Origin of the sequence: Burkholderia sp. MSMB1072 (assembly GCF_001524725.1) — a bacterium.
In the GTDB taxonomy this organism is placed as follows: domain Bacteria; phylum Pseudomonadota; class Gammaproteobacteria; order Burkholderiales; family Burkholderiaceae; genus Burkholderia.
The window spans coordinates 1-23,398 of record NZ_LOYC01000008.1 but is presented as its reverse complement, the minus strand read 5'-3'; the positions used below and the strand labels follow the sequence as shown (position 1 = coordinate 23,398).

The window sequence follows — 23,398 nt, the reverse complement described above, 5'->3', positions numbered from 1 at the left end:
CCCTATGCGTGGCTCGGCTGCCAGTTGTCGGGAATCACCGCGATCACGTCGATCTCCATCAACCACTGCGGCTGGCCGAGCGCGGAGACGACGAGCCCCGTCGAGATCGGGTAGACGCCTTTCAGCCACTTGCCGACTTCCCGGTACACGGGTTCGCGATAACGCGGGTCGATCAGGTAGGTCGTCGTCTTCACGACATGCGTGATGTCGCTGCCGGCTTCCTCGAGCAACTGCTTGACGTTCTTCATCGCCTGCTCGGCCTGCGCGCGCGCGTCGCCGAGGCCGATCAGGTTGCCGTCGAAATCGGTGCCGACCTGGCCGCGCACGTAGACGGTGTTGCCGGCCCGCACGGCCTGGCACAGGTCGTTGTCGAGCGTCTGGTTCGGATAGGTATCCTTCGTGTTGAACATCCGGATACGCGTATGGGTAGGCTGGCTCATCGAGATCCTTCGAGTGTCGGTGGGGTCGCCCGCCGCGCCGGAAGCCGTCGCGACGCGGCGGGATGGGTCTGTTCGTCAGGCGATCAGTTCGCCGCTTCGGCGAGCAGGTGTGTGTCGGGCCGCGCCGCTTGCGCGGCCGCGCGGCGCTGCGACGCGTCGTGATACGCGAGGTACTTGCGCTGCGTGACGATGTGATCGGCGATGTGCTTCGCGTCGTGCCACACGCCCCAGATGAAGCTGGAGCCGCGTCGCGACAGCCAAGGCAGCCCGAGGAAATAGATGCCCGGCTCCTTCGACACGCCGCGCTGGTGCTGCGGCTTGCCGTTCGGCCCGAACGCGTCGACGTTCAGCCAGCCGTAGTCGACCGCATAGCCCGTGGCCCAGACGATCGACGTGATGCCTGCGACGGCTAGATCGAGCGTGAGGATCGGATGCGTAACGCAATCGGGGGCCGGGAGGATGCGCCGTGCGTCCGGCTCTTCCGGCAAGTCGAGGCCGTTGCGGGCCGCATACGCGTCGGCCGCGTCGAGCAGCGACAGGTAGTTCTCGTCGCCGCGCGCGAGATTGGTCGCGAGATCGCGTTCGAACACGGCCACGCCGCCGTCGAACGACTTCGTCAGCCCGACCAGCGTCACGCCCTGGTTCGCGAGCGCACGGAAATCGACCGTATGGCCGCCGCGCGCGCCGCTCACCGCGATCGTCACGTGCTCGCGGCCGGGCGTCGCGACTTCCTTGTCCCATTCGCCGAGCACGCCGAGCCACCAGCAGAAGTCGCGGCCGCGATACGCACGCGGCGGGCGATCGTGCGGCCCGACCGACAGGTAAACCTGCCGGCCCGCACGCTGCAGCTCGTCGGCGATCTGCACGCCCGACGAACCCGCGCCGACCACCAGCACCGCGCCGGCCGGAAGCTGGCCCGGGTTGCGATAGTCGGCGGAGTGAATCTGCACGACGCGCGCGTCGTCCGGCGCGATCGGCGGAATCACCGGGCGCTGGAACGGCCCCGTCGCGACCACCACGCGGTTCGCCTCGATCGTGCCGTCGGACGTCTCGACGACGAAGCCCGGCTTGCCCGTGTTGCGCACCACGTTCTTCACTTCGACGCCGGTGCGGATCGGCGCGTCGAACTTGCGCGCATACGCTTCGAAGTAGTCCGCGACCTGGTCCTTCGATGCGAACGCGTCGGGATCGAGACCGTCGAATTCGAGGCCCGGGAACCGGTCGTGCCATGCGGGGCCGTTCGCGACCAGCGAATCCCAGCGCCCGGTGCGCCAGCGTTCGGCGATACGGTCGCGCTCCAGCACGAGGTGGGGCACGCCCAGCTTGCCCAGATGCTCGCTCATGGCCACGCCGGCCTGCCCGGCGCCGACGACGAGCGTATCGATTGCGGTTGTTTCGACTGCCACGGCTGTCTCCTTCTGAAGTGCGGCTCATGCGACGCGCGGGGTCGCGTGAGCGGGAATGGAGACATTCTGCTGACAGGCTGCGTGGGGCGAAACGAGGTTTTTTGTTGGTGTTGACGAGCAAAAAGCTGGGGCGGGAGCCGGTGGCGAGCGACGTGCCTGCACGCAGTCCGAAGCGGCATGCCGGCCGGGGACGGTCCGACACCTGCGTATCGGCGCCGAAAAGAACGGATGCGTCGACGCGATCGACCCGACAGTCGATGCCATCGAGCGGTATGTCGCCGGCGCCCGCGCGCATCGCGGGCGCCGGTTTGCGCGAACGGTGCCGGCTACACGTTGGTCCAGGCGCCGGTGCCCTGCCGATATTGCATCACGCCGCCGTCGATCCGCACCCGCAGGTTGCCGTCCGGCACCTGCACCCAGTCGGTCATGTCGAGGCTCATCATCAACGCGACGAAGAAATCCTGCACCTCTTGCGACGTGCTGGCCTGCCAGAGGTCGATACGCCCGAGGCACGCACGCGTGTCGCCGCTTTGCTGCATGATCGTCTCGACCTGTCCGGCGACATCCGCGGCCGTGTCGTAGACCTTCGTGCCGCCGTCGCCGACGATAGACAGATGGATCCCGCGCACCAGCGTCGGCTGGCCCGGCGTCTGCTCGACGAGCGCGATGCAGCTCGTCATCGCGCCGAAATCGATTTCCGTCGCATCGCCCCATTTGCGCTCGCCAACCGCCAGCGGCGCGGGACCGTTTACGTGCTGAATGATGTAGGACATAGGTTCCTCTCATGACTGGACATGACTGCCGGTAGCGGGCCGCGACGCGTTCAACCCGGAACGTGCGTCGCGCCCGCCGCTCACATCCCGCATCGGGCCTGACGGCCCGGCGGGTCGTGTCGATCGATACTGTGTCGCAGCACGCGCGGCAGGCGATCGCCCCGCGGTTCGCACGACGCGATTGCCAGCGACGTTCGTCATCGGCGCCGCGCCCTGCGTACGCCAGGTGCGCTACGTGCCCTTCTTGTCCAGCAGCGCCTGATACTTCTGCAGACTCTCGTCGATCCGGTCGAGCGCGACGCTCGCGGCCTCCCCTTCGATCGCTTCCGCGGCGCCCGCAACGACCGCCGCGGTCGCGACGAACAGGTCCGTCAACAGCAGGCCCACCGCATCCATCGCCATGCCTTTCACGTCCTCGTCGATGGTCTTCTGCGCGAGATCCTTCATCAGCACGCTCTTGCCCGCGATCGCCAGCGACGTCGACGCCTCGAAGTAGTTGGCCGCCGCCTGCGCGACCATGCCGCCCGCCTGCGTGATCATCATGTTCGGGCCGACGGATATCTGCGTCGTCGCGTAGGACGCCGCCTCCGCGTTGATCGCCTGCACCGTCTGCAACGCCGAGTTGGCGGCCCCTCTCGCACCCGCGATCTGGTCCGGCGCCTTCAGCGCGTCGGTGAACCTGCGCAGCCGGTTGATCGGCCACGCGCGCTTGCCGGCTGCCGAAGCAGCGGCTTGCGGCGCGGCATCGGCCTGCGTCGTTGCTTCGGCTGCGGCGTTAGCGACGTCGTCCGGCGCTTGCGTCGCGCCTGCTCCGCGTCCGTCCAAAAGACCTTTCATGTTCATGACTTAGGTATCCCGATAGTCGTCGCGTCCTAATGCGTGGAACCCGTCTGCGGCCCGCCCGCCGCGGGCAGCGCCGCGCCGCCCGATGGCGGCTTCGGCGACGCCTCGACGGACAGGATCATGGCCACCGCCTTCGACACGACGGCGTTCGAAATCTGGTTCAGCGCCGCCTGCTGCTGCGTCATGTTCTGCGCCGAGATGCCGACGGCCTGGCTGAACATCTGGTAAAGCATGCCCAGCGCCTGGGCCGGCGACCCCGCGACGACGTTCACGTTGGTCTGCGTCAGCGCGTCGGTAATCTGCTCATTGACTTTGTCTGCCACGAGGCCTCCTCGGATCTCGGCTCCGGCATGCGATTGAAGGAACGGGCGGGCCGGCAGGCCATCGACGCCGTGCATGCCGTTAGGAACGCTGGCTGCCTGCATTCGTGAACGCGCTCACGCGAGTTCCTCGCGCAATTTCTTGCGCAGCAGCTCGACGCGCTTTCTGGCAAGCGGCTCGTTGATCCCGAGCGTCGCGGCGATGTGCAGATAGGGCCGGTCCTCCTCGAACTTCAGCGTGAACAGCATTTGCTGCTGCGGGGAGAGCATCGACAGCGCCTGCTCGAGGCGCATCAGCTGTTGCCGAAGCAGCAGTTGCTGCTCCACCGACGGCGCGTGGCCGGCCAGCTCGACGGCATGATCGTCGTCCCAGGCCGGGTCGAATTCGAGCATGCCGCTTTCTCGCAGACGGCGGCGCGCGCCATCGAGGAATGCGTGGTTCAGCGCCAGAAAGAGAAAGCCCGCGAGGTTCCGGACGCGCTCGGGCGAGCGCTGCAGGTAAATGTGGACCTTGAGCGCGGTATCGGAAAGCAGTTCGTCGGCACGGTGAATATCGCCCTTGCACAACAGGCGCGCGCGACGCCGCAATTTCCCCTGCATTTCCCGCCACGTGCGATCGAGCTGCTGCGCCGAAGACTCGGGCGTCGGGGCAGCGTGCTGGTTCGAGGTTGTCATCCCGTGTCTTCCTTTTTTTATGGAAAACACAGAATCGATTCGATGCCGGGAATGGCGCTGTTACCCGCGTAACACCGATATAACGATAATCGGTTTCGGTAAATTTTCTTGATTATTATGAACGGAAATTTTAATTCACCGGCATAGCCCGAATCCGTCGTTTCAGATGCGCCGCCGGGCCTGACCGAATAACGGCATTGCGATGAAAAAGAACGACTACCGCCGCGATGCGTCCGTGCGTCGGCATGCTGCTTTCCATGTCGGTCGATCAAGCGCGCGTGCCGCCGAAGTGCCGCCCTGTCCGGACCGCCTGCCGATTATTTCAATTCTTTCGTTATTCATTTTTCACGTAATGCCGAAGGCAGCGTTTTTCGCTAGGTGGCCGCATCGTCAAACAACCTCGCGCGGAAAACATGCCTGCCCTTGCTGACGCTCAAACGCTGCGCAATATACCGATACTGACCGATCTCCCGGAAAGTCTGCTCGCCCACATCGAGCGGCATGTCACGCCCTGGCCCGAACACGGCAATCGCCTGTTGTTCTTCAAGGGCGATCCGGAGGATTTCGTCGCGTTCGTGCGCCATGGCCGTGTCTACAAGACGCTGCACGAACCGGGCGGCCGCGAGATCATTCTCGGCCACGCCATACCGGGCGACCTCATCGGCGAAAACACGCTGATTCGCGCGCACCGGCGCAGCTTCACCGCCCAGTTGAGCCCCGACTGCCGCGTTTTGCTGCTGCATCGCCAGCACTTCGCGCCGCTGCAGGCCAACGCGGAATTCATGGCGCGCATCCACGATCAGCTGTGCCGGCACATTCACCAGTTGAGCGACTTCGTCGAATCGGCGTGCCTGTACCGGCTTGAAGCACGGCTCGCGCGCCATCTGCTGAACCGCATGCAAGGGAATGGTCTCGAGGTGCCGCTGCCGGAGAGCCAGAGCATCCTCGCCGCGATGCTCAACGTCAGCCGGCCGCGGCTGAACAGCAGCCTGCAGAAGATGCAGCGCGACGGCCTGATCCGACTACACGAACACGGCGTGACGATCGAGAAACCGGAGCGGCTCCGGACCATCGCCGACGCCAATTGACACCCTGCCCGGCAGCGCGTGCGTCACGCAGCGCGGCCGGGCGGGCAGGTTTGCGCGCGCCGGGTTGCGCGGCGCGCCGTAAGGGTCAGCCGCGCCCGTGGCCGATGGCGTTCATCAACTGCGCGACGGCGGCCAGTTGCGATACGAAGTTGTCGTTCGCCGACCGCGCCGCGCTGGCCAGCGCCACCGGCGAGCCGGCATAGAGTTGCATGATGCCGACGGTCGTGGCGGCGAGATTGGACGCCGCCTGGTTCGCCTGCATCTGCACCGCGTTGTGAAGCAGGATCGCGGACGCATGGCTGTTCGACTGCATGAGCGTGCCCAAGGCCACGGCGGGCGCTTCGCCCACCACCTTGACGTTGGCTTGCGTGACTGCATCGGTCATCGCAGGGGAAACCTGTTCCGGCATGTCGTTGCTCCTGGTGTGCGCGCCGCAGCGGCGCAGTCATGGCGAAAGCGTGAGTGGGTCGGTCGGCGCCGTCGATGCGCGGCAGGGCGTCCCGCCGCCACGGGCGTCGACACGACGCCGTGCGCCGGGCGGCAGCCACCGCGATCGGGGCCACCGCCCGGCGCCGACGCCGGCTTACGCGTCAGGCCAGCGCCTTGCCGAGCGCGAGCACGTCAGCCAGTACGGACAGCACGCCGTTCGAGCCGATTTCCGTCGCGGCGGCGCCGGCGCTCGCCGGCCCGAGCGTGTACAGCTGCATCGTGCCCACGTTCGTCGAGGTCGGCAGTTGCACCGCGGACTGCGACTGCTGCTGCACCGCGTTCTCGAACAGCACGCTGAGCGAATGGCTCTGGGCCTGGTACAGCGAGCCCGTTGCCATCGCGGGCGCTTCGCCGACCACCTTGACGTTGGTCTGCGTGACCGCGTCGGTGATCGCGGCGTTGACCGTACAAGTCTTGCAGGGGTCCTTCGAGTCGTTTGCGTCATTCGGCATCGTATTTCTCCTGGTTCGCGAACGGGCACCGCATCGAATCGGCTCTGCCCGTTCCGTCGTTTGCTCCGGAACCGCACGGCACCTGGTCAGGCGCTGGCGGTCATGCTATGGATCCGCGGCTCGGCGGCGGTATCGGCAGCGCGTGCCGCTTGCTCCGCCGCTTCAACCACGGTGCTGCGATGACGCCTTACGGCCGGGCCACTGCTTTCCCGATCGCGATCACGTCGGCCAGAATGGAAATGATCCCGTTCGCGCCGATTTCCGTGGCGGCCGCGCCCGCGCTTTCCGGCCCGATCGTGTAGAGCTGCATCGTCCCCACGTTCGTCGACGTTTGCGACTGGATCGCGGCCTGCGACTGCTGCTGCACCGCGTTCTCGAACAGGATGCTGAGCGAATGGCTCTGGGCCTGGTACAGCGAGCCCATCGCCATTGCCGGCGCTTCCGCGACCACCTTGACGTTGACCTGTGTGACCGCATCGGTAATCGCGGGATTGACCTGGCACACTTGACACGTATCAGCCATTTGTAGCTCCTTGGTTCACGTAGTTGAGAGGTCGCACACGGGGCCGGCCGGTTTCGCGTTCGGCCGCATGACCCGCGTGCTACTCCATGGACGCTGGGCCGGGCGTATCGTGAACCGCAGCGGTGGGTTCGGACGGTTCGGCCGGATCGACGCCGATGCTTCGCAACCGGTCCTCCATCGCGTCGAGCCTGACGGCGAGCCGTTCGGCAAGCGCATCGCCGTATTGGCGGAAGCAGGTTTCGATTTCCTGCCGGATCAGGCCCGTCAGTTGTTCCCCGATCATCGTCAGCGCTTCGCGAGTGCTGTCCTGGATCTCCGCCGCTCCTGAGGCCCCCGCGTCGTCTCCCGGCGCGTGCGCGTCGAGTACGCCCGACACCTTCTGCTGTTCCGACGCCAGCATGCCGAGGGTCGTCTCGTTCTGCGTGTCGATCGTTTGCAGGATGCCGCGCATCTTCTCGTACGCCTTTTGCTGGTTGAGCTGCAGAAAATGCTTGATCTGTTCGCGCGCCTCGCGCCGGGTTTTCAACTGCGGCAAGGGCGGTTTCGCGGCGCTCGCCTGCGTGGCCGGGACGGCGGCGGGCGCCGATGGGTTCCCCTGCCCGCTCGACAGCCGCGCCAGCAGCGCCTGTTCTTCGCCCGGCTCGAGCGGCTGGCCCAGGCGCTTCTCCGCGAACTGGCGCAGCAGGGGGGCGAGTGTGTCGTTGCTCATGGCTCACACCTCCTCGAGGGCCGCCCGCGACACGGGAACGTGAGGTTCGGATTCGGATGGACGCCGCGCCACGGCGGGCTGGTCGGCGTGCTGCAATGGATATCGCATGGGGTTCTCCGGGAAAGGGATGTGCAACGGCCCGGCCGGAAATTTCGGCGGGACTGTTGCAGGGACGATCCATGCGACGTGTCTGTGAAGTCGACGGTCGCAGCGCGCCGGCCGCGCCCTCCCGACAATTCTTGACTGTGTCCGGCCCATCGAACTGGTAGGATGCCGGTCACCTTGACGCGGGCAGCCGGCACGGCCTCTCAACCGTCCCCTTTTTCACGTCGCCGCGGCTGGTAAACTTCGCGCTGGGCCCGGACAACCCGGGCCCCGGACAGCACCCCTGCCCCGTAAAACCCGTCATACCCCGGCTCGCCCCGCGCGACCCGTTGCAGTAACCGTTGGAGTGGCGCGCCCCGCGCCTGCAAGCATGAAGAAATCGAAGCAGCCCACCCGTCCCCCACGCGAGAAAGACCGCACGCCGTTCGTCCGCGCCGGCGCATTGCTGCTGATGGCCGGCCTGCTGTACCTGCTGTGGCCGTCCGCCGAAACCGCCTACCTCGCGATGGAATCGGTGATCCGCTGACGTACGCGTCCGCCCACGCACTGCGCTATACTTGCGCGATGGAAACCCGACTCACCCCGCCGATCGCACATTGCTGGTGGCGCGCCTGACCCAGGCGGCCCGTTTCCTTTTGCATGTCCCAAACGTGATGCCGCCAGCGATGGCGGCATTGGCGTTTCTGCGCTGACGTCATCGCTGGCGGCTTCGACAACCCGGAGCCCACGACGACCATGACGCAACCCACCCGCCCGACCATCCTCACCGGCGACCGCACGACCGGCCCGCTGCACCTCGGCCACTACATCGGTTCGCTGCGCGCCCGCGTGCAGATGCAGCACGAAGCGCGGCAATTCCTGCTGCTCGCCGATACGCAGGCGCTGACCGACAACATGGGGCGCCGCCAGCGCGTGACCGACAACGTGATCGAGGTCGCGCTCGACTACCTCGCCGTCGGCATCGATCCGGCGATCTCGACGATCGTCGTGCAGTCGCAGGTGCCCGAACTCGCCGAGCTGTCGCAATACCTGCTCAATCTCGTCACGGTCGCGCGCCTCGAACGCAATCCGACCATCAAGGAAGAAATCCGCCTGCGCGGGTTCGAGCGCGACATCCCGGCCGGCTTCCTGACCTACCCGGTGAGCCAGGCAGCGGACATCACCGCGTTCAAGGCGACCCATGTGCCGGTCGGCGACGATCAGCTGCCGATGATCGAGCAGACCAACGAACTCGTACGTCGCTTCAACGCGACCGTCGATCAGCCGGTGCTGGTCGAGTGCGAGGCCGTGCTGTCGTCGGTCACGCGGCTGCCGGGCATCGACGGCAAGGCGAAGATGAGCAAGTCGCTCGGCAACGCGATCACGCTTGGCTCGACGCCGGACGAGATCGCGCAGGCCGTGAAGGACATGTACACGGATCCGAATCACCTGCGCGTGAGCGACCCGGGCCAGGTCGAAGGCAACGTCGTGTTCACGTTCCTCGACGCGTTCGAGCCGGACGTCGCGAAGGTCGACGAGCTGAAGGCCCACTATCGCCGCGGCGGCCTCGGCGATAGTGTGGTCAAGCGCGTGCTGAACGAGCGGCTGCAGGCGCTGATCGAGCCGATCCGCACGCGCCGCCGCGAGTTCGAGGCCGACAAGGCGGAAGTGATGGCGATCCTGAAGCGCGGCACGCTGCACGCGCGGGAAGTGGCGGGGGCGACGCTCGCGGAGGTGAAGGGGGCGATGGGGTTGACGTATTTCGATTGAGCAGCGCCGTCACGGTCGCTCGCGCTCCGGCGCCGCCGCATGACACACGGCCTCGACCCGGTTGCCGGCCGGATCGACCAGAAAAGCCGCCGACTCGCTGCGGCGACTGGCCCCGAACCCTCGCTACAAGCTCACGACGCAACGCTGCTGGCTCCGGGAACCAGGCATTCGACGGGAACCGCCAGCGGCGGCCGGCTATCAGGACTGGCGCGCGCGTCAGCCACGCCTCGGACGGCAAGCCCCGCGCATGCCGGCCGACGCTGTTGCGCTGTAAGTCTCGCCCCTGCTATCTACGGTTCACCGAAGCGTCGTCGACAAGGCTCTACATTCCTTTCCGAGCTTCGCCGCCAGTTGCAACCGGGCCGAACGCCAGTCGGTCAACGCTTGAATGCGTTGCCGCTTGGCTCCCGGTGGTATCGTCAGGTCCGAGCTTAATAACAACATTTAGCTCGCCACTATTCGGGTTCGTTGATGGTACGGTTTCATTACTCATTAGACGCTCCTTTATCAGGCGTGGTCTCTGACGCCAAGAAATCGATCAAAAAAGCAGAAACAAGCAAAATAACTGCCGCAGGACCAAAGGATATTCCCGTAACCGTCACCACTCCCCCGAACTCCGATTTAATGACAATCGGATCGCCGGAAAAGTATCCTTTAAAAATATAATATAAGCTGCAGGCGATCATAAAAGCGATTAAAAGCCGATGCTTTAACTTGTCAAGCGGCTCTCGAGAAGAGCGCGGCCTTTTTGTCAAGCCATCCACTACCGCACGGCCTTTGGTGAGAAAAGTATAGGCAGCAGGGAAGAGAAAAATTGGAATCGAGATGACTCCCATCCACCAAGTCACCACACCCAAAAACAGAGAATTATATAAATTCGCAACCCCGACAAACTCGACTCGATGGATTCTTTCCAGATCACGGAGAAACCAAAAATTCCCGCTCACCCCATGAAACAAGATATCGCGATTCGATCCCAGCAGGAACATAGAGACAAATATAAAAACAAACTCAGCAGCAAACCAGGCCGTGACAACGCCCCTGGATACGGCCGAGATTCGGATACGAATGCTCATATTCGGTCGACTCTCTTTTAGCGCATGCGTGCCTGCACTTATCTCGCATGACATCCCTTTCTTTATATTGCAAGTAACATCGGACGACTCTCGGTTAGTCGAGGTGTGCATTGCATCAATGACGGTCGCATCATCGCCGCTTGTCGCTGCTCCCGCAATGATCGGTAAATCCGATTTTTAACCTGGCAAAGCACATCGTGGCCAAGTATCCCCTCAACTCCGTGACCAGCAGCGATATTAAAATAAAATTTATAACGCCGGCTTGTCTATTTCCGAAATTTTACTCGACGCCGCCAAATAAAAAATCCACCGAATATAATCATCTCGAAACCAAAAAATCAGTCGCAATACCTTCGCGCGTACCGCATTGATTTTTTATCGATAGATCAGCGCATACCCCTCAATTTCATCCGAACCCTCCCCCCTCAATACTGCATGCACACGATGGTACTCCCGGTCTGATAATTTGCAAACGGCACAATTACAATTCACCATTTTCCTTACGGAATTCAATCATATTTCATAATATTTCTTTCGCCTCCGAAAGAAGCGATTATGAAAATATTGATGTGCTCCGAATAATTCGCCCACACGGGAAGTTGTTCGGTTCGCGTTATGACCGGTCACATCTTTCGAAACATATTTCCGGAGCGTTGCATGTCAGGATCAGCAATGTTCGGCCCTGCTCATATCCGGGCCATCAAGCATTACGGTCAGGCCGCAATGCCGTGCAGCTATCCTATCCCCGACAATTCTTGACTGTGCCCATACCTCCGAACTGGCTGGCGGCTTCGACACCCGGAGCCCACGACGACCATGACGTAACCCAACCCAACCAACCATCCTCACCGGCGACCGCACGACCGGCCCGTTGCATCTCGGCCACTACATCGGCTCGCTGCACGCACGCGTGCAGATGCAGCACGACGATCGTCGTGCAGTCGCAGGTGCCTGAACTCGCCGAGCTGTCGCAATACCTGCTCAACCTCGTCACGGTCGCGCGCCTCGAACGCAATCCGACCATCAAGGAAGAAATCCGCCTGCGCGGGTTCGAGCGCGACATCCCGGCCGGCTAAGTGATGCCGATGCTGCTGAAGCGCGGCCCGCTGCATGCGCGGGAAGTGGTGCGAGCGACGCTTGCGAAGGTGGAGGGGGCGATGGGGGCTGACGTATTTCGATTGAGCAGCGCCGTCACGCCCCCTCACGCACCGCCCCCGCCACATGACACACGGCCTCGACCCGGTTGCCGGCCGGATCGACGAGAAAAGCCGCGTAGTAGTCGCCGTGGTACTGCGGCCGCAATCCAGGGTCGCCGTCGGCCTGCCCGCCCGCGGACAGCCCAGCCTCGAAAAACGCATGCACCTGCTCGCGGGATACGGCCTTGAAACACCAGTGCCGCTTGCTCGCGCCGACTTCGGCGGGATCCAGATATACCGCCAGAAAAGTCGATGCAGGGTCATTCGCGCTGCAACGTTCGCCATAGCCGAGCGCATTGGGCCGGTCATAGACCTTGGTTGCGCCCAGCGCAGCCATGACGGCATCGTAGAAGGGGCGTGCCCGGTCGATATCCGGCACACTGATCGACACGTGATCGAGAAGTTGCATGGTGTTGGCTCCATTGAACGAGCCCGAGTCTACACACTCGTCACCGATCCGATCGATCAACCTCACCGCTGACTGCACTACCGACCCAGCCCCCTACGTGATCTGATACGTCGACGCCGGCACGAACTCCTCGGGCAACGGTCGATCGCCGAGTTCGAGCACCGACCGCTCGATCGTGCGCGTCATCGCATCGAGCGCGAGCGCATTCGGCGCGAGGCCGAACGGCTCGGCCACTTCGTTCGCGATCGCCTCGAGCGCGATCAGCGTGTAGGAAATGAACACGCAGATCAGCGGCGTGAAGAACTCCGTCGAATCGACGAGCCCGAACGGCAGCAGCACGCAATACGCATACACGGTGCGATGGAGCAGCACGCTGTACGAAAACGGGATCGGCGTCGACAGGATGCGCTCGCAACCACCGACCGACTTGCCGAGCTCGTCGAGTTGCGTCTCGAACATCCAGCAGGTCGCGTCGCTGCCGGGCGCGCGCCCCAGCGCATGGACGATGCCGCCGCGCAGTTCATCGAGGATCGCGACGGGCTTGTAGCATTTGCCGCCGAGCGCGGCCGTGCGCTCCGCTCCGAGAATGCGCAGCAGATCGTCGGTCGGATCGGTATGACGCAGTTGATGTTTCAACGCATACGCGAGCGCGATCAGCAGATCGGCAAGCCGGTTGCGCTCGGCGTCGCTCACGCTGTCGGGCAGGTAGCGATGCAGTTGCGATGTCACGGCGCGGGCGGCGATCAGCAGGTTGCCCCACAGATGCCGTGCCTCCTTGAAGCGCTCGAAGCTCGCGTTGTTGCGAAACCCGAGGAAGATCGCGAGCGCAAGCCCGAACAGCGTGAAAGGCGCGGTGTTGAGCGGAATCTTCTCGCCGAAGATGCGTCCGTTCGTGAAGACCGCCAGCGTGCTGACGATCGCCATGAACACGAGTTGCGGAATGATCGATTGCAGCACGGAGCCGTTCCATACGAACAGCATCCGGAGCCAGTTCTGTCGTGGTCTGACGATCATGATGTTTTCTCGACTGCCAAAGGAATACGCAACCCGTTGCGCCCGCACCCGATGCGCAACGGCCCGCGCGTGGCGGGCCGCTGTTCGGTCGGGTGCCGGGTCGGGCGCCGCGCTGCGCGCGATGATACGCCAGCCCGCGCCGCACCCGTCACATCGCTTGCCGCTCAGTGATAGCCGATGTCTCCCTCGCGCACCTTGCCGCGAAACACGCGGTACTGCATCGCGTTGTACACGAGGATGATCGGCAGCACGATCACGGTGCCGACGAGCGCGAACAACTGGCTCGAATGGCTCGACGACGCATCCCAGATCGTCAGCGACGGCGGCACGATGTTCGGCCAGATGCTGATCACGAGCCCCGTGTAGCCGAGGAACACGAGCGCGAGCGTCAACAGGAACGGCGTGGCCTCGTGCGCACGCTTCACCGAGTGGAAGATGCCCCACACGCATGCGACGACGAGGATCGGCACCGGCAGGAACCAGCCGAGGTTGCCGCTGCCGAACCAGCGGTGCGCGACGGCCGGCAGCCCGATCACGGTCCACAGGCTGACCACGCCCATCACCGCGAGCAGCACGCCCGTGAGCGGCTTCATCAGCAACCGCATCTTGCGCTGCAGTTCGCCGTCGACCTTCAGGATCAGCCAGCCGCAGCCGAGCGTCGCATAGGTGACGAGCACGCCGATCCCGCACAGCATGCTGAACGGCGACAGCCAGTCGAACGGCCCGCCCGCGAACCGGTTGTTCTCGATCCTGATGCCCTGCAGCAGCGAACCGAGCACGATCCCCTGGCAGAACGCCGCAAGCGCCGAGCCGCCGATGAACGCGAGGTCCCACATGTGCTGCGTGCGGGTGGCTTTCGCGCGCAGCTCGAACGCGGCGCCCCGGAAGATCAGCCCGACCAGCATCAGCACCAGCGGCAGGTAGTTGGCCGGCAGCAGCGTCGAATACACGACCGGGAACGCACCGTAGAGGCCCGCGCCGCCGAGCACGAGGAACGTCTCGTTGCCGTCCCACACCGGCGCGACGGTGTCGAGCATCACCTGGCGCTCGGCCTTCGCGTCGAAGAACGGAAACATGAGCCCGATGCCGAGATCGAAGCCGTCCAGCATCACGTAGATGAATACGCCGAGGCCGATGATCGCGGCCCAGACGACAGGAAGATCGATGTGCATGGTTACTCCGCCTCGGTGACGTTCAGCGGCGTGGACAGCGCGCTCTTGCGCAGCCCCGGATGCCGGTGCAGCTCGATGTAACCGGCCTGGGCAGCCGGCCCGCGCTTCATCAGTTTCATCATGTAGTAAATCCCCGTTCCGAATACCAGGAAGTACACGACCACGAAGATCAGCAGCGACACGCCGACCTGTTGCGCACTGAGCGGCGCGACCGAATCGACGGTGCGCAGCACGCCGTAGACGGTCCACGGCTGGCGCCCGACCTCGGTCGTGATCCAGCCGGCGAGCAACGCGACGATGCCCGACGGCCCCATCGCCACCACGAACCACTGGAACCAGCGTGTCTCGTACAGGCGCCCGCCCTTTCTCAGCAGTAGCCCGAGCAGCGCGGTCAGCAGCATCAGCATCCCGAGGCCGGCCATGATCCGGAACGTCCAGAAGACGATCGGCGAATACGGGCGGTCCTGCGGCGGGAATTCCTTCAGCCCGCGAATCTCGCCGTCCCAGCTGTGCGTGAGGATCAGGCTGCCGAGGTGCGGCACCTGGATCGCATAGCGCGTGGTTTCAGCCTGCATGTCGGGCAGCCCGACGAGGTTCAGCGCGGTGCCGCCCTTCTCGGTTTCCCACAGCCCCTCGATCGCCGCGATCTTCGCCGGCTGGTATTCGCGCGTGTTCAGCCCGTGCGCGTCGCCGACGACGATCTGGATCGGCGCGAGCACCAGCAGCATCCACAGCGCCATCGAGAAACTGCGCTTCACCGGCTCGTCGCGGCGCCCCTTCAACAGGTGCCACGCGCCGCACGCGGCGACGATGAAGCCCGCGACGATGAACGCCGCGATCGTCATGTGCACGAGACGGTAAGGGAACGACGGGTTGAAGATGACCTTGAACCAGTCGACCGGCACGACGAGACCGTTCTCGATCTTGTAGCCTTGCGGCGTCTGCATGAAGCTGTTCGACGCGAGAATCCAGAACGTCGAGATCAGCGTGCCGACCGCGACCATCAGCGTCGCGAAGAAGTGCGCGCGGGGGCTGACGCGCTGCCAGCCGAACAGCATCACACCGAGGAAGCCGGCTTCGAGGAAGAACGCCGTCAGGACTTCGTACGTGAGCAGCGGCCCCGTGATGTTGCCCGCGACGCGCGAGAAGCCGGCCCAGTTGGTGCCGAACTCGTACGCCATCACGACGCCGGAGACCACCCCCATGCCGAAGCCGATCGCGAAGATCTTCGACCAGAACTGGAACATGGATTTGTAGGCGGCGTCGCCGGTGACGAGATAGCGCCATTCCAGCACCGCCAGGAAGCTCGCCATGCCGATGCTGATCGCGGGGAACACGATGTGGAACGACACCGTGAATGCGAATTGCAATCGGGCGAGATGGAACGCATCGAAGATTTCCATGACCGTAATTTGCTCGTGGTTGTGAGGACGTACGCCCGAAGCAGGAAATCGCGCGACGACTTGGCGACAACACATGCGAACACAAGCTGTCACTCGCATGGCATCGAAGCGTGAATGACGATATCGCGTTTGCAACGATACTCGCAATCACTCGAACGTGCGCTGAAACTGTGCTGCTGGCGCCGCCGAAGATGTGTGCACGGAAAACATATTCCGTGCCCACGGGACGGTCAGCTGTACTGCTTTCCGCGTGGCGGCGCTGTGCCTGCGACGCACTGTTCACCCCGCTTAACATGTCATGCAACGCCCGCCCACGGCGGTCGCGCGCCCTTCGGCGCCCGCCCGGCGGCATCGATTCCCGTCGTTCGGCGCATGCGCCGTACCCGGCCGGCCCGCCGGCCGCCCCGCCTGGAGAAACCTGCATGACCCACCGCGACGATCCGACCGGCAGCACCGCGTGTCAGGTGACGCGCCATCGCGCCGGCGACGCGTGCGACACCGTCGATCGCGTCGTCGACGAAACCCCGGTTGCACTCGTGTTCAACGGCATCGCGCACACTGTCATGATGGCGACGCCGATCGACCTCGACGCGTTCGGCCTCGGCTTCGCGTTGAGCGAAGGCATCGTCGAGCGCGCGTCGGACGTCTTCGACGTCGAAAGCGAATGCCGGCCCGGCAGCGCCGAAGTGCGGCTCACCGTGTCGCAGCAGGCGTTCATGGCGCTGAAGGCGCACCGCCGCGCGCTGGCCGGCCGCACGGGCTGCGGCGTGTGCGGCATCGAAAGCATCGCGCAGCTCGACCTGCAGCCGCCGCGGATCGCGGCCGCCGGCACGGCCGCGGGCATCGGCGCCGACGCGATCGCGCGCGCCGCGCGTGCGTTGCCGGCCCGGCAGACGCTGATGCGCGAGACGGGCGGCATCCACGCGGCTGCGTGGTGCGACCGCGACGGCGCCGTACTCGACGTGTTCGAGGACGTCGGCCGCCACAACGCGCTCGACAAGCTGATCGGGCGGCTCGCGCGCCGCCGCGCCGACCTGCGCGCCGGTTTCGTGTTCCTGTCGAGCCGCGCGAGCTACGAATTGGTGCGCAAGGCCGCGCGAGTCGGCATCCCGATGCTCGCGACGATCTCGGCGCCGACGTCGCTCGCGATCGACGTCGCCCGCGAAGCCGGCGTGCGATTACTCGGTTTCTGCCGCAACGATGGCTTCGTCGAGTACGTGTCGCCCGCCGCCGTTCACCTCGACCCACCGGCGCACCCGGCCCACTCGTCATGAAACTGAAACACCTGTTCGATTTCGATGCCGCGCAGCAGCAATTCGCCGGCGCATTCGCGCCGCTCGAGGCCGCCGCGTCCGTGCCCGTCGCGCAAGCGGCCGGCCACGTGCTGGCCGCGCCGCTGACCGCGGTGCTCGACCAGCCGCCGGCCGACCAGAGCGCGATGGACGGCTACGCCGTGCGGTACGCCGACCTCGCACACGGCGAGCCGCTGCGCGTCGCGCAGCGCTGCTATGCCGGCGACATGCCGGCGCCGCTGGCGCCGCGCACGGCCGCACGCATCTTCACCGGCAGCCTGATTCCGCCCGGCGCCGACACCGTCGTGATGCAGGAGCATGCGCACGAACGGGACGGCGGCGTCACGTTCGACGCGCCCGAACGCAGCGGGTCGCACATCCGCCGCCGCGGCGAGGAAGTGCGCGCCGGCGATCGGCTCGTGCCGGCCGGCGTGCGGATGGGCGCGATGCACGTCGGCGTGGCCGCCGCGCAAGGGTTGGCACGGATCGACGTACGCGCGGCACTGCGCGTCGGCATCCTGACGACCGGCGATGAACTGGTCGCATGCGGCCAGTCGCGTGCGCCACAGCAGATCTACAACAGCAACGCACCAATGCTCGCTGCGCTGGTCGCGAGTACCGGCGCCGACGTCGCGATGTGCATGCATTCGGCCGATACGGCGGCCGCCGTCGATCAGGCACTGCGCGACCTGCACGCGCACTGCGACCTCGTGATCTGCGTCGGCGGCGCGTCGGTCGGCGACAAGGACCTGCTGCGCCCCGCGCTGGCCGCGCTCGGCGCGTCGTTCATCGTCGCCGGCGTGCGCATGAAGCCCGGCAAGCCGGTCGCGCTCGCGCGGCTCGATACGCGGCCAGTGGTGCTGCTGCCCGGCAATCCGGGCGCCGCGATGACGACGTTCGCGCTGTTCGTCGCGCCGCTGATCCGCCGCCTGCAGGGGCGCGACGCGTGCCTGCCGATCGTGCCGTCGCTGCCGATCGACACCGGGTTCGAGCCGGATGCGCAGCGCGAGCGCTTCGTGCGCGTGCGCCGTACGGTGGGTGCCGATGGCGCGCCCGTACTCGATACGTTGCGCCAGCAAGGCGCCGGCACGCTGCAGTCGCTCGTGCTGGCCAGCGGGCTCGCGCGGCTGCCGGCCGGGCGCGCCATCGCGCGCGGCGACACGGTTCCGTACTACGAATTCGCGCACTGGCTCGCATGAGCACGACGCCGACTACCCGCCCGGCGCAACGCATTCGCGCCATTCGCCGCGCCTGTCGCGCGTCCCGCGCGGCGAACTGTATTCCTGCAATTCGGGCACGATTGTGTCTCTGCCGGAAAAACCCGCCGGACTATGCTCACGATGAGGCTCGTCACGACCTGTGCGCCGACACGTCGGCACCCGCACGGCCGGGTGGCGATGCCCCTCCGCTTACTTCATGCAGGCCGACGACCCGATCGTGAATGCCATCGTTTCCGCCGCGCCGGCCGCCGCCGCTTCGTCCGGCGGCGCATCGCCCGGCGCTTTCTCCCCGCCGTCCGACACGCTCGGCCGTCCGTTGCGCGACCTGCGCCTGTCCGTCATCGACCAGTGCAATTTCCGCTGCGGCTACTGCATGCCGCGCGAAAGTTTCGGCGCGGACTACGCGTTCATGCCGTCGTCCGAACGATTGTCGTTCGCGCAACTGGAAAAGATTGCGCGCGCCTTCACGTCGCTCGGCGTCGAGAAGATCCGCATCACGGGCGGCGAGCCGCTGCTGCGCCGCCATCTCGAAGCGCTGATCGAACGGCTTGCCGCGCTGACGACCGTCGACGGCAAGCCCGTCGAAATCGCGCTGACGACCAACGGCTCGCTGCTCGCCGCGAAGGCACGCGCGTTGCGCGATGCGGGTCTGTCGCGCGTGACCGTGAGCCTCGATGCGCTCGACGACGCGGTGTTCCGCCGGATGAGCGACGCCGACGTGCCGGTGTCGCGCGTGCTGGCCGGCATCGAGGCCGCGCATGCGGCCGGGCTCGCGCCTGTGAAGGTCAACGCGGTGATCGAGCGCGGCGTCAACGACGACCAGATCCTGCCGCTCGTGCGGCACTTCCGGCACACGGGCGTGGCCGTGCGTTTCATCGAATACATGGATGTCGGCGGCGCAAGCTTCTGGTCCGGCGACAAAGTCGTGCCGGCCGCGCGGATGCGCGAGCTGATCGACGCACACTACCCGCTCATGCTGGTCGGCGAACCGGGGCACGACGCCACCGCGATCCGTTGCGCGCACATCGACGGCGCAGGCGAAGTCGGCTTCATCGCGAGCGTGTCGCATCCGTTTTGCGGTACCTGCTCGCGCGCCCGCGTGTCGGCCGACGGCCAGTTGTATACGTGCCTGTTCGCAATGCAAGGCACCGACCTGCGACCGTGGCTCGGCGATGCGGTGTCGGCCGGCGATCTCGCCGCCGCCGTGCGCACATGCTGGACGCAGCGCGACGACCGCTATTCCGAGCGCCGGGCCGCACGGCCGGCCCGCGCGCCGGGCAAGACCTATCCGACCGTGCGCATGTCGCTCGTCGGCGGCTGACGGGCCGCCGCGCGACACAGGATGCGCCGCCCACTGGAGAACCTGTCATGACGACCTTCACCGAATCCCGCGCCGGGCTGCCGGACGATCCGCTGCGTGCCGGCAGCGCGCCGCCCGTCGATGCAGACGCGCCGCATCCCGAATCGGCGCCCGCCATTGCCGCCGGATTCGAAGTGCGCGTGCAGCATGCGCCGATCGACGCGGGCGCGGAGCTTGCGCCGATCGTTCGCAATCCGAATGTCGGTGCGGTCGTGAATTTTCTTGGGGTCGTGCGCAAGGAAGGCGACGTCGACGACGTCGTCGCACTGGAAGTCGAGCACTACCCGACGATGACAGAACAGGCACTGTGGAGCATCGTCGAGGAAGCGACTGCGCGCTGGCGGCTCGAAGCGGTCAGGATCGTGCACCGCGTCGGCCGCATTCCGCTCGGCCAGCCCGTCGTGCTCGTCGTGGTGGCCGCCGCGCATCGCGCATCCGCGTTCGACGCGTGTGAATTCCTGATGGACTTCCTGAAGACCCATGCGCCGTTCTGGAAGAAGGAGATCCGGCACGACGGCGAATCCGGCTGGGTCGAGGCGAAGGCGCACGACGACCAGGCGATGCGGCGCTGGGGCTGATCGCGGTCGCTTCGCGTTTTCCGATTCCGCCGCTCCTGATAGAGACATCGCAATGAAACTGACGATCAAATATTTCGCAAGCATTCGCGAACGACTCGATCTCGACGAGGAAACCGTCGAGATCGATGCGCGCGAACTCACCGTCGACGCGCTGCGCGGCACGCTGGCCGCGCGCGACGCGCGCAGCGCCGACGCGCTGCGGATGGACCGCCCCGTGCGCGCGGCCGTGAACCTCGAAATGGTGACCGGGGAATTCGTCGTGCGGGAGGACAGCGAGGTCGCGTTCTTTCCGCCGGTGACGGGGGGATGAAGTCACGTCGCGCGACGCCGGCTTCGATGTCGATCCTTCATGCCGCGCCCTGATCGGCCAGCGCCTGCCATGCGACAGGCGCCGCCGGATTCTCGAGTGCGCTCACGTCGCCCGGCGGCAAACCCCGCAGCACGTTGCGCACCATGCGTCGCCACGCCCTCCGCTTCGCGATACGGAATGTCCTCGCAGGTCATCGCGCAGTCTCCAACACCGTCAGCGCCGCATCGAGCGCGTCGAGCCCCTCGTCCAGCTCCGTGCGCGAGATGACGAGCGGCGGCGTCACGATCACCACGTTGTAGCGCCCGTACGCGTGGACGCCACGCTTCAGCAACTCGCCATAGAACGCGCGCATCGGCGCCGCTCCCGCCGGGTGGTGCCACTCGACGAACGGCTCCCGGGTTTCGCGATCGCGCACCAGCTCGATGCCGAACTGGGCGCCCATTCCCCGCACGTCGCCGACCGACGGATGACGCTCCGCCAGCTCGCCGAGACCGTCGCGCAGCCAGCCCTCGATCTCGCGCGCCCGCTCGAACAAGCCCTCCTCCAGATAGACCTTCAGCGCCGCGAGGCCGCCGGCGACGGCCAGCACGTGGCCCGCATGCGTGTGGCCCACGTCGAAGAGCGCTGTATCGAAGTGGCGGGCCACGCGCTCGCGCACCAGGACACCACCGAGCGGCGTGTACGAAGCGCTGGCCCCCTTGGCGAACGAAATCAGGTCCGGCAATACGCCGACGCGCTCAGCGCAGAACGATGCCCCCGTGCGCCCGAAGCCCGTCATGATCTCGTCGAAGATCAGCAGGATGCCGTGCCGGTCGCACAGGTCGCGAACGCCTTCGAGATAGCCCGGCGGGTAGACGACAACACCGCTGGATCCGGTCATCGGCTCCATCAGGATCGCGGCCACGTTTTGCGCGCCTTCATGCGAAAGGATGCGCGCCAGATGATCGAGGGCGCGGCGGGTCTCCTCGGCCGGCTCCGACGTATGGAACGGGCTGCGGTACGGGTACGGCGCAAAGAATTTCACCATGCCCGGCAGCACCGGGAACGGATCGCGCCAGCGGTCCACGCCCGTCATCGCGCTCGCGCCGAGGGTGCCGCCGTGATACGACCGATAGGCGGTCAGCACCTTGGGCCGGCGTGTCACCAGCCGCGCGATCTTCACCGCGTCGTCGTTCGCTTCGGCGCCGCCGCTGGTGAAGTGCACGCGCAGCCCCTCCGGCCACGGCGAAACGCTGTTCAGAAGTTCCGCATATTCGGCGCGCACGTCGTTGAAGTAGCTGGGCGCGACCGAGCACATGCGCGCGGCCTGCGCCTGGATCGCCTGCACCACCTTCGGATGGCCATGACCCAACGACACCGCGACATAGCCGCTGGTGAGGTCCAGGTAACGCTTGCCGTTCGTATCGTAGAAGTAGCATCCGTGCGCATGCGTGATGACCGGCGGATTGAGCCCGCCCTGGACCGCCCAGGGCACGAGCACCTTTCGAAACGACGACGCGAGCGCGGGATTCGACTCGCCGTGAATGCTGAGATCCATGTTGACTCCGGAAATGGCATGGCCCACTATTTCTGAGCCTCGTGACAGAAGGCTTCCAGATTAAGCACGCATTTCCCGCGCAACAAATCAAACGTTTCCACACTGAGCCGCAATTTGATTGAGCCATGCCACGACAACTTCCGCCCCTGCTCTCCGTGCGTGCATTCGAGGCCGCTGCGCGCCATGGCGGCTTCGCCCGTGCGGGTGACGAGCTATGCGTCACTTCCGGTGCAGTGGGACATCAGGTGCGGCTGCTGGAGGAGTGGCTGGGCACGCCGCTGTTCATGCGTGGCGCCCGGTCCGTCCAGTTGACGGAGATCGGACGGCGGTACTTCGTCGAAATCGAGCGCTTGATGGACGAGCTCGAGCGCGCGTCGCTCGGCATCCGGCAAGCCGCGGATTCGCCGGAGGTCACGGTCACCGCGATGCCGTCGTTCGTCACGCGTTGGCTGATGCCGCGCCTGGGCGAGTTCCGGCGGCTGCATCCCGATATCGAGGTGCGCCTGCTGGCTTCGGTACCCGCCGTCGACTTCAGCCGCGAGCGCGTGGACGTGGCGATCCGCCTGGGTCTGGGCCCCTATCCGGGGCTCGTCGCGGATACGCTGATGTCGGAGACGTTCCTCGCGGTCGGCCAACCGTCGCTATGCAAGCCGTTGCGCACCGTGGACGACGTGCTGCGTGCAACCCTGCTGCACGACGAATACGAGGCCCGCATTCCGGAGCAGGTGGACTGGGTGCGCTGGTGCCGGATGCAGGACGTGCACGCGAGCACGGCGCGTTTGCGACAGGGGCCGAGCTTTTCGCATACCTATCTGACGCTCGATGCCGCGATCGCGGGCCAGGGCGTGGCCGTGGCGTCGGACGTCCTCGCCGCCGATGCGGTCAGGCAGGGGCTGTTGGCCATTGCGCCGGGCAACCCGGTGCGGGGGCCCTACAGCTACCACCTGCTGACGACACGTGCGGCCATCGCGCGGCCGCAAATCGACGCCTTCTGCAGTTGGCTGCGATCGGCCGCACGGTCGTTTTCGGCAGCCGGTTGGGGTTGAACGACATGAATCGCACGCGGCGTGTCCCGACGCCCGCGATCCACGTCGTCCGCCCGTTCACCGCATGCACGCCGCAGCCAGCTTCCCGACCGCAATCACCGCCTGCTCGATCTCCGGCGACCACGGGCTGCTGTAGTTCAGGCGGATGAAGTTCCGGTAGTTGTCGGTGATCGAGAACATGTAGCCCGGCCCGATCGTGATCCCCTGCTCCAG

General features: G+C 65.7%; 25 protein-coding genes and 2 pseudogenes. 10 read left to right on the top strand and 17 right to left on the bottom strand.

What is annotated here, in order from left to right; genetic code table 11:
* Positions 1-2 precede the first annotated feature (2 nt).
* The 6 genes from WS89_RS02065 to WS89_RS02040 form a co-directional block, all read right to left on the bottom strand.
* A complete protein-coding gene (locus WS89_RS02065; protein WP_034209298.1) occupies positions 3-440 on the bottom strand; it encodes a RidA family protein in 438 nt (145 codons plus the stop codon).
* A gap of 83 nt (positions 441-523) precedes the next feature.
* A complete protein-coding gene (locus WS89_RS02060) occupies positions 524-1,846 on the bottom strand; it encodes a flavin-containing monooxygenase (protein ID WP_059789344.1) in 1,323 nt (440 codons plus the stop codon).
* Between the two features lie 326 nt (positions 1,847-2,172).
* Positions 2,173-2,619: a hypothetical protein gene (locus tag WS89_RS02055; RefSeq protein ID WP_059789343.1), complete on the bottom strand. Its 447-nt coding sequence runs from the start codon at positions 2,617-2,619 to the stop codon at positions 2,173-2,175.
* 231 nt (positions 2,620-2,850) lie between these two features.
* Positions 2,851-3,456, bottom strand: coding sequence for a hypothetical protein (locus WS89_RS02050; RefSeq protein WP_257128097.1), 606 nt, complete (start codon positions 3,454-3,456; stop codon positions 2,851-2,853).
* 35 nt (positions 3,457-3,491) lie between these two features.
* Entirely contained in the window at positions 3,492-3,785 is a 294-nt protein-coding gene (locus WS89_RS02045; RefSeq protein WP_059789341.1) for a RebB family R body protein, read from the bottom strand.
* Positions 3,786-3,899: 114 nt separating this feature from the next.
* The gene (locus WS89_RS02040) at positions 3,900-4,457 is read right to left on the bottom strand and encodes an RNA polymerase sigma factor (protein ID WP_059789340.1); all 558 of its coding nucleotides are present in this window, start codon (positions 4,455-4,457) and stop codon (positions 3,900-3,902) included.
* A 413-nt stretch (positions 4,458-4,870) separates the two neighbouring features.
* Between WS89_RS02040 and WS89_RS02035 the strand changes: the two genes are divergently transcribed.
* Positions 4,871-5,545 carry a Crp/Fnr family transcriptional regulator gene (locus tag WS89_RS02035; protein WP_059502939.1) on the top strand — a complete coding sequence of 225 codons (675 nt, stop codon included), beginning with the start codon at positions 4,871-4,873 and terminating at the stop codon, positions 5,543-5,545.
* Positions 5,546-5,630: 85 nt separating this feature from the next.
* On the opposite strand, the gene WS89_RS02030 is transcribed toward WS89_RS02035, so the two are convergent.
* The 4 genes from WS89_RS02030 to WS89_RS02015 all read right to left on the bottom strand — a co-directional run bounded on the left by WS89_RS02030 (position 5,631) and on the right by WS89_RS02015 (position 7,718).
* On the bottom strand, positions 5,631-5,954 hold the full coding sequence (locus WS89_RS02030) for a RebB family R body protein (RefSeq protein ID WP_034209304.1): 324 nt from the start codon (positions 5,952-5,954) through the stop codon (positions 5,631-5,633).
* Positions 5,955-6,135: 181 nt separating this feature from the next.
* Complete coding sequence (locus WS89_RS02025; RefSeq protein ID WP_059502941.1) at positions 6,136-6,486, bottom strand: RebB family R body protein; 351 nt, start codon at positions 6,484-6,486, stop codon at positions 6,136-6,138.
* Positions 6,487-6,673: 187 nt separating this feature from the next.
* A complete protein-coding gene (locus WS89_RS02020; RefSeq protein WP_006498417.1) occupies positions 6,674-7,009 on the bottom strand; it encodes a RebB family R body protein in 336 nt (111 codons plus the stop codon).
* 79 nt (positions 7,010-7,088) lie between these two features.
* Positions 7,089-7,718 carry a hypothetical protein gene (locus tag WS89_RS02015; protein WP_059789339.1) on the bottom strand — a complete coding sequence of 210 codons (630 nt, stop codon included), beginning with the start codon at positions 7,716-7,718 and terminating at the stop codon, positions 7,089-7,091.
* 475 nt (positions 7,719-8,193) lie between these two features.
* Here WS89_RS02015 and WS89_RS34130 point away from each other — a divergent pair, with 475 nt between their 5' ends.
* Positions 8,194-8,349, top strand: a complete 156-nt coding sequence (locus WS89_RS34130; protein ID WP_179949362.1) for a hypothetical protein — start codon at positions 8,194-8,196, stop codon at positions 8,347-8,349.
* A 209-nt stretch (positions 8,350-8,558) separates the two neighbouring features.
* Entirely contained in the window at positions 8,559-9,572 is a 1,014-nt protein-coding gene (trpS, locus tag WS89_RS02010) for a tryptophan--tRNA ligase (RefSeq protein WP_059502944.1), read from the top strand.
* Positions 9,573-10,057: 485 nt separating this feature from the next.
* Here the strand turns inward: trpS and WS89_RS33560 are convergent, their stop codons facing one another.
* Positions 10,058-10,648, bottom strand: a complete 591-nt coding sequence (locus tag WS89_RS33560) for a hypothetical protein (protein ID WP_156440500.1) — start codon at positions 10,646-10,648, stop codon at positions 10,058-10,060.
* 841 nt (positions 10,649-11,489) lie between these two features.
* Here WS89_RS33560 and WS89_RS31610 point away from each other — a divergent pair.
* Positions 11,490-11,721: pseudogene (locus WS89_RS31610) on the top strand (tryptophan--tRNA ligase); the annotation flags it as partial.
* 118 nt (positions 11,722-11,839) lie between these two features.
* Here the strand turns inward: WS89_RS31610 and WS89_RS02005 are convergent.
* From WS89_RS02005 to WS89_RS01990, 4 genes are all read right to left on the bottom strand, one after another.
* Positions 11,840-12,253, bottom strand: a complete 414-nt coding sequence (locus WS89_RS02005) for a VOC family protein (protein WP_059502946.1) — start codon at positions 12,251-12,253, stop codon at positions 11,840-11,842.
* 93 nt (positions 12,254-12,346) lie between these two features.
* Positions 12,347-13,267, bottom strand: coding sequence for a bestrophin family protein (locus WS89_RS02000; RefSeq protein WP_059502948.1), 921 nt, complete (start codon positions 13,265-13,267; stop codon positions 12,347-12,349).
* 164 nt (positions 13,268-13,431) lie between these two features.
* On the bottom strand, positions 13,432-14,439 hold the full coding sequence (cydB, locus tag WS89_RS01995) for a cytochrome d ubiquinol oxidase subunit II (RefSeq protein ID WP_059502951.1): 1,008 nt from the start codon (positions 14,437-14,439) through the stop codon (positions 13,432-13,434).
* A 2-nt stretch (positions 14,440-14,441) separates the two neighbouring features.
* Positions 14,442-15,842, bottom strand: coding sequence for a cytochrome ubiquinol oxidase subunit I (locus WS89_RS01990; RefSeq protein ID WP_059789338.1), 1,401 nt, complete (start codon positions 15,840-15,842; stop codon positions 14,442-14,444).
* Between the two features lie 422 nt (positions 15,843-16,264).
* Between WS89_RS01990 and fdhD the strand changes: the two genes are divergently transcribed.
* From fdhD to moaD, 5 genes are all read left to right on the top strand, one after another.
* Positions 16,265-17,116, top strand: coding sequence for a formate dehydrogenase accessory sulfurtransferase FdhD (gene fdhD, locus WS89_RS01985; protein WP_059789337.1), 852 nt, complete (start codon positions 16,265-16,267; stop codon positions 17,114-17,116).
* Between the two features lie 2 nt (positions 17,117-17,118).
* Positions 17,119-18,333 (top strand): molybdopterin molybdotransferase MoeA, encoded by a 1,215-nt coding sequence (locus WS89_RS01980; protein ID WP_082741764.1) that lies wholly within the window; start codon positions 17,119-17,121, stop codon positions 18,331-18,333.
* Positions 18,334-18,550: 217 nt separating this feature from the next.
* Positions 18,551-19,675, top strand: coding sequence for a GTP 3',8-cyclase MoaA (moaA, locus tag WS89_RS01975; protein WP_059789336.1), 1,125 nt, complete (start codon positions 18,551-18,553; stop codon positions 19,673-19,675).
* Between the two features lie 47 nt (positions 19,676-19,722).
* Positions 19,723-20,292 (top strand): molybdenum cofactor biosynthesis protein MoaE, encoded by a 570-nt coding sequence (locus tag WS89_RS01970; RefSeq protein WP_059789335.1) that lies wholly within the window; start codon positions 19,723-19,725, stop codon positions 20,290-20,292.
* A 52-nt stretch (positions 20,293-20,344) separates the two neighbouring features.
* Positions 20,345-20,602, top strand: a complete 258-nt coding sequence (gene moaD / locus WS89_RS01965) for a molybdopterin converting factor subunit 1 (protein WP_059502959.1) — start codon at positions 20,345-20,347, stop codon at positions 20,600-20,602.
* Between the two features lie 190 nt (positions 20,603-20,792).
* Here moaD and WS89_RS01960 read toward each other — a convergent pair whose 3' ends face one another.
* A complete protein-coding gene (locus WS89_RS01960; protein WP_059789334.1) occupies positions 20,793-22,139 on the bottom strand; it encodes an aminotransferase class III-fold pyridoxal phosphate-dependent enzyme in 1,347 nt (448 codons plus the stop codon).
* A 125-nt stretch (positions 22,140-22,264) separates the two neighbouring features.
* Between WS89_RS01960 and gcvA the strand changes: the two genes are divergently transcribed.
* The gene (gcvA, locus tag WS89_RS01955) at positions 22,265-23,185 is read left to right on the top strand and encodes a transcriptional regulator GcvA (RefSeq protein WP_059789333.1); all 921 of its coding nucleotides are present in this window, start codon (positions 22,265-22,267) and stop codon (positions 23,183-23,185) included.
* A gap of 57 nt (positions 23,186-23,242) precedes the next feature.
* Here the strand turns inward: gcvA and WS89_RS34470 are convergent.
* Positions 23,243-23,398: pseudogene (locus tag WS89_RS34470) on the bottom strand (PLP-dependent aminotransferase family protein); the annotation flags it as partial.